Genomic DNA, 14,950 nt, shown 5'->3' with positions numbered 1-14,950 from the left:
GCCGAAGACCTATTTTGACTTTAGCGGAGCTGTTGAATAATGACCAAATTTGCATTGGTGGGAGATGTAGGCGGCACCAACGCACGCTTAGCGCTCTGTAACCTTGAAACCGGCGCAATCGAGCGCGCAAAAACGTATTCCGGGCTGGATTATCCTACCCTTGAGGCAGTGGTACGAGTTTATCTGACCGAGCATGACGCGACCGTCACCGAAGGCTGCATCGCCATCGCCTGCCCAATCACCGGCGACTGGGTGGCAATGACCAACCATACCTGGGCGTTTTCCACCGAAGAAATGCGCAAAAACCTCGGCTTCGACCATCTGGAAATCATTAACGATTTCACCGCTGTTTCTATGGCGATCCCGATGCTGAAAAAAGAACACCTGATCCAGTTCGGCGGCGGCGAGTCGGTAGAAGGCAAACCCATCGCGGTTTACGGCGCGGGTACCGGTCTTGGCGTGGCGCACCTGGTGCATGTGGACAAGCGCTGGATCAGCCTGCCGGGCGAGGGCGGTCATGTGGACTTCGCACCCAACAGTGAAGAAGAGGGCATTATCCTTGAGGAGCTGCGTGCGGAAATCGGTCACGTATCCGCCGAGCGCGTGCTGTCCGGGCCGGGGCTGGTCAATCTCTATCGCGCCATTGTGAAATCCGATGGCCGCTTGCCTGAAAACCTGATGCCGAAAGACGTGACCGAACGCGCGCTGGACGATGCCTGCATCGACTGCCGTCGCGCGCTGTCGCTGTTTTGCGTGATCATGGGGCGTTTTGGCGGCAACCTGGCGCTGAACCTGGCGACCTTTGGCGGCGTCTATATAGCCGGTGGGATTGTGCCGCGCTTCCTGGATTTCTTCCGCGCGTCGGGCTTCCGCGGTGGTTTTGAAGACAAGGGCCGTTTTAAAGCCTACGTGCAGGATATTCCGGTGTACCTGATCGTCCACGATCAGCCTGGGCTGCTCGGCGCGGGCGCGCATTTGCGCCAGATTCTGGGACAAGTTCTCTGATAAAAAGCGCCGCGAGGCGCTTTTTTTACAACCGCATTAACTGGCGGAACTCTTTTACCCGGCTGCGGCTCACCGGCACCTGGAAATCCAGATCCCGTAAACGCAGAATGTAGGTATTATTGAACCACGGTTCTATCTCGCGGATTTTATGCAGATTCACGCAGTACGAGCGGTGGCAGCGGAAAAAATGCCCTTCCGGTAGCCGGTTGAAAAACTCGGTGATATTCATCGGCATCACATAGGCTTCGCGTTTGGTGTACACGAAAGTCAATTTTTCGTGGGCTTCGGCGTAATAGATATCGTTGATATCGGTAACGATGATCCGCTCGTCTTTAATCAGGTTGATGGTGGCGTTTTCCCGGCTGACCGGCGCGGCGCTCTGCGGGCTGGCCTGCTGCTGCCCGGCGGCCTCCAGCTTTTGCAACATGCTGATGATCCGCGACTCCTGCCAGGGTTTGAGAATGTAATCAAACGCCTCCAGTTCGAACGCCTCCACGGCATGCTCTTTCCATGCGGTGATAAACACAATAAACGGCTTACTGGCGAACTTACTGATGTTTTGCGCCAGCAGCACGCCGTCCAGCGACGGGATATTGATGTCGAGAAAAATAGCGTCCACGGTGTGGTGCTGAAGATATTTCAGCACGTCCAGCCCGTCGTCAAAGGTGCCGACAATCTCAATGTGGCTGTGGTTATTAATCAGCCAGCTCAGTTCCTGTTGGGCCAGAATTTCATCTTCAACGATGATCGCTTTCATCGTTCCTCCTCAGGAAAATTGCGCGGCGGCAACGGGGCGCGCCAGCGGCTGGTTGGGCACATAGAAGGCGATCTCGGTGCCGGGGTTAAGCTGGCGGATTTGCAGCCCTTCGCCGTACAGTAATTTCACCCGGTGATGCACGTTCAGCAGGCCGATTTTATTGCCCGGCATCTCGTCCGCCTCGACGCGCGCCACCACGTCGGGGTCGATACCGTGCCCGGTATCACGCACCGCAATGCGCACCCGGCTGCCGGATTCGGTCACGCTAATCGTCACCACGCCTTTGCCTTTACAGGGCTGGATGCCGTGCACAATGGCATTTTCCACCAGCGGCTGGATCAGCAGGCTCGGTACCACGCAATTTACGTCCTCGTCGATGTCATAAATCACCGTGAGCTTGTCGCCGAAGCGCGCCTGCTCAATGGCGATGTAATCTTTAATCTGGTACAGCTCTTTTTTGATATCAATCTGCTCGTCATCGTTTAATTCAATGTTGTAACGCAGATAGCGCGAGAGATTAAAAATCAACTGGCGGGCAGTGTCCGGATTCAACCGGATGGAGGACGAAATCGCGTTCAGGGCGTTAAACAGGAAATGGGGATTAATTTTGCTTTGCAGCGCGCGCAGTTCCGCTTTATCCGCCATCTCGCGCAGCTGCTCGGCGCGAGAAACTTCCAGTTGGGTGGAGATAATCTGTGACAGGCCCACCGCCATCTCCTGTAGCGACGAGGTGATCTGGTGCGCGTGGCAGTAATAAATTTTCAGGGTGCCGGTGACGATACCTTTCTCCCACAGCGGGATCACCAGCATGGAGTGGATTTCCGGAGTGCGATGGGCTTCATCATTGTTTTTAATGATGATCTTGCCGTCGTTGATAGCCTGGCGGGTCGTTGGGCTGATACCGTCATCATTTTGCTGATAGTTATGCTCGCCCACGCCCACGTACGCCAGCACATTGTCAGTATTGGTGATGGCGACCGCGTCGGCGTGAATATCGCGACGAATAATCTGGCACACCTGGCGTAACGCATCGGTGTTGACGTGGCGAAACAGCGGCAGGGTTTTGTTGGCGATATCCAGCGCCAGCTTGGCCTGGCGCGCGGCGCTGGCCTCTTTTTCCCCTTCCACGCTCTGCACCAGCAGGACAATAAAGCCAATCGACACGGTGCCTAAAATCATCGGAATACCGATTTTCGAGACGATATCCAGCCCCAGTTCAGTGGAAGGTGCCCACGCCACCACCAGGGTCATGGTCAGGGTTTCGCACACCATGCCGCCGATAATCCCGGCGCGCCAGCGCTGCGCCTTAGGTACCCGCACGTGGATCCATCCGGAAAGAAAACCGGCGATGATGCTGGTGATTAAACAGGGGATAGAAGTGATCCCACCGATATCGATCAGATAACGGTGAACGCCGGCGATCGCGCCGGTAATGATACCGACCCACGGGCCGAACAGAATGCCGCCCGCCATCACCGCGATGATACGCACGTTAACCAGCGATCCTTCCACCGGGACGCCGGACCAGGTGCTGAACAGCGCGAACATCGAGAAGATTGCGGTGACCGCCAGCAATTCGCGCGGCGTGTGGGCGCTTTTATGCAGCAGTTCGCGGAACAGACGGATGCGGATCAGGAAGAACAGGCAGATCAGCATTAGCGCGGCGCGGTCAAAAACCGCCAGGAGCATGTTAAAAATTTCGTGCACGGGGGGAACTCAGATGGCAAGCAGAGAGGCTATGATAGGAAACCTGGCGCCTGATGAACAGACGCCAGTGTGAATCAATGCTTAACCTTGTAGCTGTTCCTTACCGGCAGGCGTGAGATCCGCTTCGGTGGCGCGGCCCTCGAAATCGACTTCGAAATCGTCGGCGGCAAAGTCCGGCGGAGATCTACCTTCAACAAACGCGGGCCACTGGCGCTTCAGATAGGCGGCGTTTTTCTCGCACCACGGCGCGGCGGCGATGTACATGACGTTGCTGTCGAACTCGCCGTTATGCTCATTTTCCACCGCATGGATCACATCGCAGTGCCAGAAAACCGTGTCGCCCGGTTCCATATCGGGAATTGAGGATATCCCGGTTAATAAAAGGGGATGCCAGGTTTGGTTAATGGAAAGCGCCCGGCCAGGTTTGGCTTCGCACAGCGAATCGTCCGGCACGTCGTCCTGCAAGGCGCGCAGTAAAATATACGCCATCGCATTGGCCACTGGCAGCAGGGTTAAGGTGCCTGCGTGTTTGCGTTGTTCGGAAAGCGCGGTCCAGCCCTGGAAGGTGCGGAACATTGAGCACACCGCAGGAGAGGGGATTTCACGCGCTTCGGTACGGCCTTCAGCATCAAACGGGCTGTAGCGCTGCCACTCGCCGCTGAATACATGACGGTAAACGTGACGGAAATTCTCATCCAGCCAACGTTCCACCGAGCCGCCATCCACGTGCGGGGACAGGCCTAACGAGCCGGAACGAGGCGGACGGCGGCGGGTGCGATCCGCGTAGCTTACCACCCGGTTCGGGTCGAAATGCTGCTTGCCGTGGCTTTCGGTTTGCCAGAGATTATTGAGAAACACCTGTGCCGCTTTCATACGCGCATCCTGGCGGGCTTCAACCTGTGGCTTCGACCAGTAAATGCCGTAAATTTGCGGCTTACTGTCGGCAAGGGTGCCGAAATAGTTGTCTTCCGCCGCGTTCTTCAGCTTCTCAACAAAATTGTTACGTTCCAGATAGTTACCGACTTCCTCATTCCAGGCGCGGGCGGTTTGTTCCGGAAAAACGCCTTTAATTACGCAGCAACCGCGCTGGCGGATGAGGGCTTTTTGCTGTTCGGAAATGCGGGCATTAACAATATCATCGGCATGGATCTGCGGAACCGGGTTTTCACCGCGCGCCTGTTCAGTGCGGATCGCGTCGATCTGACGGGAGATATCCGCTTCCAGTTCTTTAAACACCTGCTGATACTGAGGCAGATCGCGGCGAAGTTGCTGTTTTATTTCACGAATAGCGGTGGGCAGATCGTCAATGTGTAAGGGCATGATGATAACTCCGGCTGAAGAGAACGAGAGGTTATTGTTTTGTTGCGACAGAGTTAATATAGAATCATTCAATCGAATAAAACAGGGATAAGTTTCAAATGAAGGTTCCTGTTTTCGGGGCTGCAATGACTTTTTAAAATACCGCTCGACAGAACAAAATTTTTCAGGCTATTTTCTCTACAGGCCACATCAGTGGCAGCGTCGCTCGGACGGTCCGGGCGCTTACGTAACTTCGAGGAATCTATGGCTGACTTCAGTCCTAAACGCCGTTTTTCGCGTATCGATCGTCTTCCCCCGTACGTTTTTAACATCACCGCTGAACTGAAAATGGCTGCGCGTCGGCGCGGCGAAGATATTATCGATTTCAGTATGGGCAACCCGGACGGCGCGACCCCGCCGCATATCGTCGAGAAGCTCTGCACCGTGGCCCAGCGCCCGGATACGCACGGTTATTCCACATCGCGCGGTATCCCGCGCTTGCGGCGGGCGATTTCCCGTTGGTATCAGGACCGCTATCAGGTGGATATCGATCCGGAAACCGAAGCCATTGTGACCATCGGTTCCAAAGAGGGGCTGGCGCATTTGATGCTGGCGACGCTGGATCACGGCGATACGGTGCTGGTGCCTAACCCAAGCTATCCGATTCATATCTACGGCGCGGTGATTGCCGGGGCGCAGGTGCGCTCGGTGCCGCTGGTGGAAGGGGTCGATTTCTTTAACGAACTGGAACGCGCCATTCGTGAAAGCTACCCGAAACCGAAAATGATGATTCTGGGCTTTCCGTCTAACCCGACGTCACAATGCGTGGAGCTGGAGTTCTTCGAGAAAGTAGTGGCGCTGGCGAAACGCTACGATGTGCTGGTGGTGCACGATCTGGCCTATGCGGATATCGTCTACGATGGCTGGAAAGCGCCGTCTATTATGCAGGTGCCAGGCGCGCGTGATGTGGCGGTGGAGTTTTTCACCCTGTCGAAAAGCTACAACATGGCGGGATGGCGCATCGGTTTTATGGTGGGCAATCAGGAACTGGTTAACGCCCTGGCTCGAATTAAAAGCTATCACGATTACGGCACCTTTACCCCCTTGCAGGTGGCGGCCATCGCCGCGCTGGAAGGCGATCAGCAGTGCGTACGTGATATCGCCGAACAGTATAAACGCCGCCGCGATGTGCTGGTGAAAGGGCTGCATGAAGCGGGCTGGATGGTGGAAATTCCGAAGGCTTCGATGTACGTTTGGGCCAAAATCCCTGAGCCTTACGCGGCAATGGGTTCGCTGGAGTTCGCCAAAAAATTATTGCAGGACGCCAAAGTGTGCGTGTCGCCGGGCATTGGCTTTGGCGATTACGGCGATACCCATGTGCGTTTCGCGCTGATTGAGAACCGCGACCGTATCCGTCAGGCGGTGAGAGGCATTAAAGCGATGTTCCGCGCCGACGGGCTGCTGCCGGTATCAGGCAAAACGACGCTGGAAAATCAGGAATAAAAACGACAACAGGAGCCAAATGGCTCCTGTTTTTTGACCGGCTCAGGCTTCAACTAAATCATCAGCGCAAAAGTACCGGCCCAGAGAACGACCATTACCGAAACGCCCATAAATAAATATTTCACGTCACTCACTCCGCGCATCGCACGACACGCCAAAATTAACGTCAGGTCTCATTATAGAAAGCTAAAACCGCACGCATTTCACTTTGGGACAAATCCCTGGTGTGCCTGCCGTTTCGCCATTGTTGGGGGATGTGGGTCACATCCGGGCGCTAATCTACGCTTAATTTTGAGGGTTCACAAGCGGGTGGAAGCGGAAAAACGTCTTTTTTTCGAGCAGAGTGGTAGGTAGGGTAACCTTATGTTAAATCAGAAATTTTCATTATGACTTAACCAAAACTGAAACATGAAAGTAACAGGGCTGGAGGGGAAGGAGATAAATGGTGTCCCCTGCAGGAATCGAACCTGCAACTAGCCCTTAGGAGGGGCTCGTTATATCCATTTAACTAAGGGGACAAGGCGGCGCTAGTATACCCGTTTTTGGTGCTGCGTTAAGGGCTTAGCCGCCTGATTGCTCATTCCATCGCCATCACTGTCCAGAAGCCTGGTGTTTTTGCTGCTGGCGCTCCTGCTCTTTTTGGCGCGCTTTGGCCTCGGCTTTCTTCTTGTTGCTCATATCATTACGAATTTGCGCATGGCTCATCAGCGCAAAGATAAAGGTGCCGCCGCAGATGTTCCCGGCTAGCGTCGGCAGGGCGAAAGGCCAGACAAATTCGGTCCAGTGGATATCGCCGTTAAACACCAGATACAGGATCTCCACGGTGCCCACCACGATATGGGTGGTGTCGCACAGGGCAATAAGCCATGTCATGATGATAATCACCACGATTTTCGCCGGTCCCGCCGACGGGAACATCCACACCATAGTGGCGATAAGCCAGCCGGAGACAATGGCATTAGCGAACATCTCGCCCGGCGTGTTTTCCATCACTTTCAGGCCGATATTGACGAAAGCTTCACGCGTCGTTTCATCAAAAATGGGCATAAATTCAAAGGCCAGCGCCGCCAGCCCGGTGCCGATCAGGTTACCTAACAGCACCACGCTCCACAGCCGCAACAGCAGTAAAAAATTGCTGCCGGTGGGGTTTTGCATCACCGGTAAAACGGCGGTGACGGTGTTCTCGGTAAACAGCTGCTGGCGCGCCATAATCACGATAATAAACCCAAGGGTATAACCGAAATTTTCCAGTAAAAATCCGCCCGGCACACCTTCCAGATGGACGTGAAAAATTCCTTTACCGAGTAATGACGCACCCATTGATAACCCGGCGGCAATCGCTGACCACAGCAGCGCCATGGCATCGCGCTCCATCTCCTTTTCCCCGTCCTGGCGGATATGCTCGTGGATGGCCATTGCCCTTGAGGGCAGCCGTTCTTCATCCACTTCGATATCTTTACCGCTCTTTTTTTCTTCGCTTTCTACTTCCAGCTCTTCACCGGATTCGCCAATTTTTTCATCCTCAATTTTTTCTGCTTTGAGTTTGTCCATGATGCTTTTGCCTCGCAGTGAATGTCCTTTAAGCGTAGCGGTTTTGGGAAAACCAACGGCCATTTCCCGACAATTCGGAATCTTTTTGATCTGGCAGGTATCATTACCCCTTTTGGGGTAGCATTTCTGCCGTCTGGCATTTAAGGCCTGCAATTACTCTGTGTTATGATTCCTTGCCATTTCAGAAGGAGCTGTCTGGATGCTCGACGTCCTCAATCTCTCATGTATTCGTGATGAACGCGTTTTGTTTCGCGGGCTGTCATTTTCCCTGAATCCGGGTGAAATATTCCAAATCGCTGGCGTCAACGGCGCGGGGAAAACCTCGCTGTTACGCATACTTAGCGGCCTCGCTACCCCGGAAGAGGGTGAGGTGAAATGGCAGGGCGAACTGATCAAACGGGCGCGCGACAGTTTCCATCAACAGTTGCTGTGGTTGGGGCATCAGCCGGGTATCAAAGCGGTGCTGACGGCGGATGAAAACCTGCGCTTTTTCCATGCGGATTCGGCGATGAAAGCCCGCTGGGAAGCGCTCGCAGCCATTGGCCTTCTGGGGTATGAAGATGTCGCGGTAGGCCAACTTTCCGCCGGGCAACAGCGCCGGGTAGCGCTGGCGCGGCTGTGGTTGAGCGCCGCAAAATTGTGGATCCTGGATGAGCCGTTTACCGCGCTGGATCCGGCGGGTATTGAAAAACTAACTTGCCGCCTCGAAGCCCATGCTGCGCAAGGCGGTAGCGTCTTGCTGACCACCCACCAGCCGCTGCGCCCGGTGAATTGCGCATTTCGCAAGCTGATGCTGCCGCAAGGGGTGGTGTCATGATGTGGCAAGTATTCACCCGCGAAATACATCTGGCCCTGAGAAAAGGGGCGGAGATCGTCAACCCGCTGTGGTTTTTCCTGATTGTTATCACGCTATTCCCGCTGGGCATTGGCCCTGAACCGCAGCTGCTGGCGCGTATCGCCCCCGGTGTGGTGTGGGTGGCAGCGCTGCTGGCAGCATTATTAGGCATGGAACGGCTGTTCCGCGATGACTGGCAGGACGGCTCCCTCGAACAATTAATGTTGTTACCGCTGCCTTTGCCCGCCGTGGTGTTGGCGAAAGTGACCGCTCACTGGGTGGTGACTGGCCTGCCGCTGATCGTGCTTTCTCCGCTGGCAGCGATGCTGTTAGGGCTTGACGTACGGACCTGGTGGGTGATGGCCCTGACGCTGATGTTAGGCACGCCGACCCTGAGTTTTCTCGGCGCGGTGGGCGTTGGCCTGACCGTGGGATTACGTCGCGGAGGGGTGTTGCTGAGCCTGCTGGTGCTGCCGCTCACCATCCCGCTATTAATTTTCGCCACGGCGGCGATGGACGCCGCATCAATGGCGTTACCGGTTGAAGGATACATGGCGATTCTGGGCGCGTTCCTGGCGGCGAGCGCCACGCTGTGCCCGTTCGCTACCGCAGCGGCGCTGCGGATCAGTATTCAATAATTGCCCGCAAAAGTGGGCGCTAACTTAGCTTTGTGAGCCAATAACTATGTGGAAATTCTTGCATCAGCTTGCGAAACCAGAGCGACTTTACCACCTCTGCGGGCGTCTGGTTCCTCTGTTTGCCGTGGTCAGCATCGTGATGCTGTTAGTCGGCGTGATATGGGGGTTTGTCTGGGCCCCGGCGGATTATCAACAGGGGCAAAGTTATCGCATCATGTATATCCACGTCCCGGCGGCCATCTGGTCGATGGGCATTTATGCCTGGATGGCGATTGCCGCATTTATCGGCCTGGTGTGGCAGATCAAAATGTCCGACCTGGCGGTGGCGGCGATGGCCCCGGTGGGTGCGGTGTTTACCTTTATCGCGCTGGTGACCGGTTCCGCCTGGGGTAAGCCGATGTGGGGCACCTGGTGGATTTGGGATGCCCGCTTAACCTCCGAGCTGGTGCTGCTGTTCCTGTACGTTGGGGTCATCGCGCTGTATAACGCCTTCGACGACCGCCGCCTGGCCGGGCGCGCCGCGGGCATTCTGGTGCTGGTCGGTGTGGTCAACCTGCCGATCATTCACTTCTCCGTGGAGTGGTGGAACACCCTGCATCAGGGGTCAACCAACATGCAAAAATCCATCGATCCTTCGATGCGTATTCCGCTGCGCTGGTCAATTTTCGGGTTCCTCGGCCTGTTCGTTACCCTGGCCTTAATGCGCCTGCGCACCCTTATCCTGATGCAGGATCGCCGTCGTCCCTGGGTTGAAGAGATTGCTAATAAAGGAAGGAGCCTGTCATGAACGTCGCCTTTGGTAGCTTGAGTGAGTTTTTCGCCATGGGCGGTTACGCCTTCTACGTCTGGCTGGCCGTGGCCTTTACCTTTATCCCGCTGGCGTTGCTGGTGGCGCATACCCTGTGGCAGCGTAAAGCGCTGCTGGCGGACGTGCGCCGTCAACAGGGCAGGGAGCGCCGAATCAAAAATGCCCAACATCCCACACAGGAGGTGACCGGATGAATCCGCGTCGTAAAAACCGACTCTGGCTGACCGTGATGGTGTTAATGGGGATTGGCATCACGATTACGCTCACCCTGTATGCGCTGCGCGCTAATATCGACCTGTTCTACACGCCGGGCGAAATCATCAACGGCAAAAACGAAACGCAGATCAAGCCGGAGCCGGGCCAGCGCCTGCGCGTTGGCGGCATGGTAATGCCGGGCAGCGTCAAGCGTGATAACCAGACGCTGAAAGTGAGCTTTAAGATTTATGATGCGCGTGGCGTGGTGGATGTCAGCTATGAAGGCATTCTGCCCGATCTGTTCCGCGAAGGGCAGGGCGTGGTAGCCCAGGGCGTGCTGGAGCCCGGCAATCTGATTGTCGCCAAAGAAGTGTTGGCTAAACACGACGAAAACTACACGCCGCCGGAAGTGAAAGCGGCAATGGAAGAGAATCATCACCGTCCGGCAGAAGCCTATAAGGATAACCGCTCATGATGCCGGAATTGGGTAATTTCCTGCTGTGCCTTGCGTTAGGGATTTCATTATTACTCAGCGTCTACCCGCAATGGGGCGCGGTCCGTCAGGATGTGCGATTAATGGCGCTGGGGCGGCCGCTTTCATGGGCGCTGTTTATTAGCGTTACCGCGGCGTTTTTGATTCTGGTTTACGCCTTTGTGGTGAACGACTTCACCATTATGTATGTCGCCAGTAACTCCAATGCCGAGCTGCCGGTGTGGTATCGCGTCGCGGCGACCTGGGGTGCGCACGAAGGCTCGCTGCTGCTGTGGGTGCTGTTGATGAGCGCCTGGACCTTCGCGGTGGCGGTGCTGAGCCGGGGGATGCCGCTGGATTCCGTGGCGCGCGTACTTTCCGTGATGGGCATGGTCAACTTCGGTTTCCTGCTGTTTATCCTGCTGACCTCCGATCCCTTTACCCGCACGCTGCCGGCATATCCTATCGATGGGCGCGATCTTAATCCGCTGTTGCAGGATGTCGGGCTGATTTTCCACCCGCCGCTGCTGTATATGGGCTATGTGGGTTTCTCCGTTGCGTTTGCGTTTGCTATCGCGTCGCTGATGGCGGGGCGTCTGGATACCGCCTGGGCGCGCTGGTCGCGTCCGTGGACTCAGGCCGCGTGGATTTTCCTGACTCTCGGCATTGTGCTCGGCTCCGCCTGGGCCTATTACGAGCTGGGCTGGGGCGGCTGGTGGTTCTGGGACCCGGTGGAAAACGCCTCCCTGATGCCGTGGCTGGCGGGCACTGCGTTGATGCACTCACTGGCGGTCACCGAAAAACGCGGCAGCTTCAAAGCCTGGACGGTGTTGCTGGCGATTGCGGCATTTTCACTGTGCCTGTTGGGCACGTTCCTGGTGCGCTCCGGCGTACTGGTATCGGTGCACTCCTTCGCGTCGGACCCGGCGCGCGGCATGTTTATCCTCGCGCTGTTAGTGATCGCCATCGGCGGTTCGCTGCTGCTGTACGCGGTAAAAGGCAACAAAGTGCGTGCCAGAGTGAAAAACGATCTCTGGTCGCGGGAAACGTTCCTGCTCGGCAACAACATTTTGCTGATGGCCGCCATGCTGGTGGTGCTGCTGGGTACGCTGCTGCCGCTGGTGCATAAACAGCTGGGTCTCGGCAGCATTTCTATCGGCGAGCCGTTCTTCAATATGATGTTCACCGCTATGATGGCGCCGTTTGCGCTGCTGCTGGGCATTGGGCCGCTGGTACGCTGGCGTCGCGATGAGCCGGGCAACGTGCTCAAGCGCCTGGGCGTCGCCATGGTCATTACGCTGGCGGGGGCGCTGCTGTTGCCGTGGATGATGCAGGATCGTATTGAAGCCATGACGGTGGTCGGGCTGATGATGGCGATTTGGGTCTTTGTGCTGGCGCTGATGGAACTGCACGAGCGCGCTACCCACCGGCATTCGTTCCTGAAAGGGCTCACTAAAATCTCCCGCAGCCAGTGGGGCATGGTATTCGGCCACGTTGGCCTGGCGGTGACTGTCGTAGGGATTGCGTTTAGCCAGAGCTACAGCGTGGAGCGCGACGTACGTATGAAAGCGGGGGATCGCGTCGATATCCATCAGTACCAGTTTATTTTCAAAGAAGTGCGCGAGGTCAGCGGGCCGAACTGGCGCGGTGGCGTAGGCGTGATCGACGTACTGCGTAACGGCAAGCCGGAAGCCACTCTTCATGCCGAGAAGCGCTTCTATAACAGTAACATGATGATGATGACCGAAGCGGCCATCGACGGCGGCGTCACCCGCGACCTGTATGCGGCGCTCGGCGAAGAGTTGGACGACGGCAGCTGGGCGGTACGGCTTTATTACAAACCCTTTGTTCGCTGGATTTGGTACGGCGGGGCATTAATGGCGCTGGGCGGGTTGCTGAGTATGCTCGATCCTCGCTATCGCCTGCGTAAAGCATTGCAGGAGGCATAATGAAACGTAATGTGTTGTTTATTCCATTAATCCTTTTTTTACTGCTGGCCGCCGCGTTGCTCTGGCAATTGGTGCGCAACGCCAACGGCGACGATCCCACCACGCTGGAATCGGCGTTAATCGGCAAACCGGTGCCGGTGTTTAAGCTCGAGTCGCTGGATGAGCCGGGTAAAACCTACGACCAGGCGGCGCTGACCAGCGGTAAACCAGTGCTGCTGAACGTCTGGGCGACTTGGTGCCCGACCTGCCGCGCCGAGCATCAGTACCTCAACCGCCTGTCCGCCCAGGGCGTGCGGGTGGTGGGGATGAACTATAAAGACGATCGCCAGAAGGCTATCACCTGGCTGAACGAGCTAGGCAACCCCTACGCCATGAGCCTGTTCGACGGCAATGGGATGCTGGGCCTAGACCTGGGCGTTTACGGCGCGCCGGAAACCTTCCTGATCGACGGTAAGGGCATTATTCGCTACCGCCACGCTGGCGATTTAAACGAACAGGTCTGGCAGAGCGAAATCAAACCGCTGTGGGATAAATACAATCAGGAGGCGGGAGCATGACGCGTATTCTGACGCTGCTCGCCGCGCTGTTGGTGTCGTTTTCGGTGTTCGCCGCTATCGACACTTATCAGTTTAAAGACGAAGCCCAGGAGCAGCAGTTTCGCGAGCTGACGGCGCAGTTGCGCTGCCCGAAATGCCAGAACAACAGCATCGCCGATTCCAACGCCATGATTGCCTCGGATATGCGCCAGAAGGTGTATGAACTCCAGCAGCAGGGACAAAGCCAGAAGCAGATCATCGACTATATGGTGGCGCGCTACGGCAACTTCGTCACCTATGAGCCGCCGATCACGCCGGGCACCGTGGTGCTGTGGCTGCTGCCGGCGCTGTTTATCCTCGGCGGGATTATCGTGGTGGTGCGCCGTGCCAGAAGAGGGCAGCAGGCTGCCGCCCAACCGCTAAACGATCTGGAACAGCAACGCCTGAAGCAGTTGCTAAGCGAGAAGAAAAAATGACGTTAACGCTGCTGATTAGCGCCATGGTGGCGTTGCTGATTATCACCGCTGGGCTGTTGTTTGTTCCCTGGTCTGGCAACCGCAGCGTATCGCGCGATGTACTGAACCGGGCGTTTTACCAGTCGCGGCTGCGCGAGCTGGAGCGCGAAAACAGCGCCGAGCGTGAGGAGATGGTGGCTGAGCTCCAGCACAATCTGCTCGATGATATTCCTCAACAAAGCGAAAGCGCCCAGAAGCCGCTGAGCCGCTGGGTTTTAGCGCCCGGCGTGGCGGCGTTAGTGATTGTCAGCGTCGGGGTGTTCTGGAAAACCGTCGATCTGAAAAAAGTGCTCGAATGGCAGGAAGTCACCCGCCAGACGCCGGAACTGTTAAACCGCGTGATGGACCCGAACGCGCCCGCGCTGAGTATGGAAGAGATGGCGCGTCTTGGCCTGGGGTTGCGTACCCGCTTGCAGGACGAGCCGAATAACATTGAAGGCTGGATGATGCTCGGTCGCATTGGCATGGCGCTGAATAACGCTACCACCGCCACCGATGCGTTTGAACACGCCTGGAAGCTCGCCCCGGACAATATTGACGCCAAACTCGACTATGCTGAAGTATTGATTCGTTCATCCGATCAGAATGACAACCAACTGGGCGACAAATTACTGCGTGAAGCGGTGGCGGCATCGCATACCAATATTCGCGCCCTGAGCCTGCTGGCGTTCAGTTCCTTTGAACAACAGCGGTTTAGCGATGCGGTGGCGGCGTGGCAGATGATGCTGCGTATTTTGCCGCAAAACGATAAGCGTCGGGCGGTGATTGAGCGTAGTATCGCTCAGGCCGAAGTCCAGACCGGCGTAGACAATGCGCCGCTGGCTGTTAAAATCACGCTTTCGCCGGAAGCTCAGCAAAGTATGGCTGCCAACGGCACCGTCTTTGTTACCGTGGGGGGTGAATCCTCGCCGGTTCCCGTGGCGGTGAAAAAGTTGCCGGTTGGCCAGTTTCCGATGACACTCAATATAGATGACTCAAATACCATGATGCCGGGAGGTTCACTCTCTTCACTGCATCAGGGGTGGATTAAAGTGCATATCTCACAGGATGGCACACCTGCTGTGCAGTCAGGGGACTGGGTTGGTCAAAGTGCGCTCATTAAATTTGACCCGGCCCATCCGACGGAGGTGACGATTTCATCCCGTCAGCCCTGACAGCAGATATCAATAACAGGGAGACA

Annotated in this window: 15 protein-coding genes and 1 tRNA gene; 11 read left to right on the top strand and 5 right to left on the bottom strand. The window is 56.3% G+C overall.

Annotation, left to right across the window (positions count from 1 at the left end):
* Positions 1-39: 39 nt before the first annotated feature.
* A complete protein-coding gene (glk, locus tag ACVV26_RS15595) occupies positions 40-1,005 on the top strand; it encodes a glucokinase (RefSeq protein WP_474798140.1) in 966 nt (321 codons plus the stop codon).
* A gap of 25 nt (positions 1,006-1,030) precedes the next feature.
* Here the strand turns inward: glk and ACVV26_RS15590 are convergent, their stop codons facing one another.
* From ACVV26_RS15590 to ACVV26_RS15580, 3 genes are all read right to left on the bottom strand, one after another.
* The gene (locus tag ACVV26_RS15590) at positions 1,031-1,762 is read right to left on the bottom strand and encodes a LytR/AlgR family response regulator transcription factor (protein WP_474798139.1); all 732 of its coding nucleotides are present in this window, start codon (positions 1,760-1,762) and stop codon (positions 1,031-1,033) included.
* Between the two features lie 9 nt (positions 1,763-1,771).
* Entirely contained in the window at positions 1,772-3,469 is a 1,698-nt protein-coding gene (locus ACVV26_RS15585; protein ID WP_474798138.1) for a LytS/YhcK type 5TM receptor domain-containing protein, read from the bottom strand.
* 81 nt (positions 3,470-3,550) lie between these two features.
* On the bottom strand, positions 3,551-4,789 hold the full coding sequence (locus ACVV26_RS15580) for a DUF1479 domain-containing protein (RefSeq protein WP_474798137.1): 1,239 nt from the start codon (positions 4,787-4,789) through the stop codon (positions 3,551-3,553).
* A gap of 243 nt (positions 4,790-5,032) precedes the next feature.
* Between ACVV26_RS15580 and alaC the strand changes: the two genes are divergently transcribed.
* Entirely contained in the window at positions 5,033-6,271 is a 1,239-nt protein-coding gene (alaC, locus tag ACVV26_RS15575; protein ID WP_474798136.1) for an alanine transaminase, read from the top strand.
* 443 nt (positions 6,272-6,714) lie between these two features.
* On the opposite strand, the gene ACVV26_RS15570 is transcribed toward alaC, so the two are convergent.
* Positions 6,715-6,789, bottom strand: a tRNA-Arg gene (locus tag ACVV26_RS15570).
* A 73-nt stretch (positions 6,790-6,862) separates the two neighbouring features.
* Positions 6,863-7,822, bottom strand: a complete 960-nt coding sequence (locus ACVV26_RS15565; protein WP_312978171.1) for a formate/nitrite transporter family protein — start codon at positions 7,820-7,822, stop codon at positions 6,863-6,865.
* 199 nt (positions 7,823-8,021) lie between these two features.
* On the opposite strand from ACVV26_RS15565, the gene ccmA reads away from it, so the two are divergent.
* From ccmA to ccmI, 9 genes are read left to right on the top strand one after another with little or no spacing between them, the layout of a single operon-like run.
* Positions 8,022-8,639, top strand: coding sequence for a cytochrome c biogenesis heme-transporting ATPase CcmA (gene ccmA, locus ACVV26_RS15560; RefSeq protein WP_474798135.1), 618 nt, complete (start codon positions 8,022-8,024; stop codon positions 8,637-8,639).
* The gene (ccmB, locus tag ACVV26_RS15555; protein WP_312978175.1) at positions 8,636-9,295 is read left to right on the top strand and encodes a heme exporter protein CcmB; all 660 of its coding nucleotides are present in this window, start codon (positions 8,636-8,638) and stop codon (positions 9,293-9,295) included. The genes ccmA and ccmB overlap by 4 nt, the downstream gene beginning before the upstream one ends.
* A gap of 46 nt (positions 9,296-9,341) precedes the next feature.
* On the top strand, positions 9,342-10,082 hold the full coding sequence (locus tag ACVV26_RS15550; RefSeq protein WP_474798134.1) for a heme ABC transporter permease: 741 nt from the start codon (positions 9,342-9,344) through the stop codon (positions 10,080-10,082).
* The gene (gene ccmD / locus ACVV26_RS15545; RefSeq protein ID WP_125291485.1) at positions 10,079-10,297 is read left to right on the top strand and encodes a heme exporter protein CcmD; all 219 of its coding nucleotides are present in this window, start codon (positions 10,079-10,081) and stop codon (positions 10,295-10,297) included. The genes ACVV26_RS15550 and ccmD overlap by 4 nt, the downstream gene beginning before the upstream one ends.
* The gene (ccmE, locus tag ACVV26_RS15540; RefSeq protein WP_474798133.1) at positions 10,294-10,773 is read left to right on the top strand and encodes a cytochrome c maturation protein CcmE; all 480 of its coding nucleotides are present in this window, start codon (positions 10,294-10,296) and stop codon (positions 10,771-10,773) included. The genes ccmD and ccmE overlap by 4 nt, the downstream gene beginning before the upstream one ends.
* Complete coding sequence (locus ACVV26_RS15535) at positions 10,770-12,719, top strand: heme lyase CcmF/NrfE family subunit (RefSeq protein WP_474798132.1); 1,950 nt, start codon at positions 10,770-10,772, stop codon at positions 12,717-12,719. The genes ccmE and ACVV26_RS15535 overlap by 4 nt, the downstream gene beginning before the upstream one ends.
* Positions 12,719-13,276 carry a thiol:disulfide interchange protein DsbE gene (gene dsbE, locus ACVV26_RS15530; RefSeq protein WP_312978186.1) on the top strand — a complete coding sequence of 186 codons (558 nt, stop codon included), beginning with the start codon at positions 12,719-12,721 and terminating at the stop codon, positions 13,274-13,276. Before ACVV26_RS15535 ends, dsbE begins: the two co-directional genes overlap by 1 nt.
* Positions 13,273-13,731 carry a cytochrome c-type biogenesis protein gene (locus ACVV26_RS15525; protein WP_474798131.1) on the top strand — a complete coding sequence of 153 codons (459 nt, stop codon included), beginning with the start codon at positions 13,273-13,275 and terminating at the stop codon, positions 13,729-13,731. Before dsbE ends, ACVV26_RS15525 begins: the two co-directional genes overlap by 4 nt.
* A complete protein-coding gene (gene ccmI, locus ACVV26_RS15520; protein WP_474798130.1) occupies positions 13,728-14,924 on the top strand; it encodes a c-type cytochrome biogenesis protein CcmI in 1,197 nt (398 codons plus the stop codon). Before ACVV26_RS15525 ends, ccmI begins: the two co-directional genes overlap by 4 nt.
* Positions 14,925-14,950 lie beyond the last annotated feature (26 nt).

It is taken from the genome of Atlantibacter sp. MEI4A-1023 (assembly GCF_056155425.1).
Note: the sequence above shows the minus strand (reverse complement) of the source record. Positions and strands in the feature narration are given on the sequence as shown.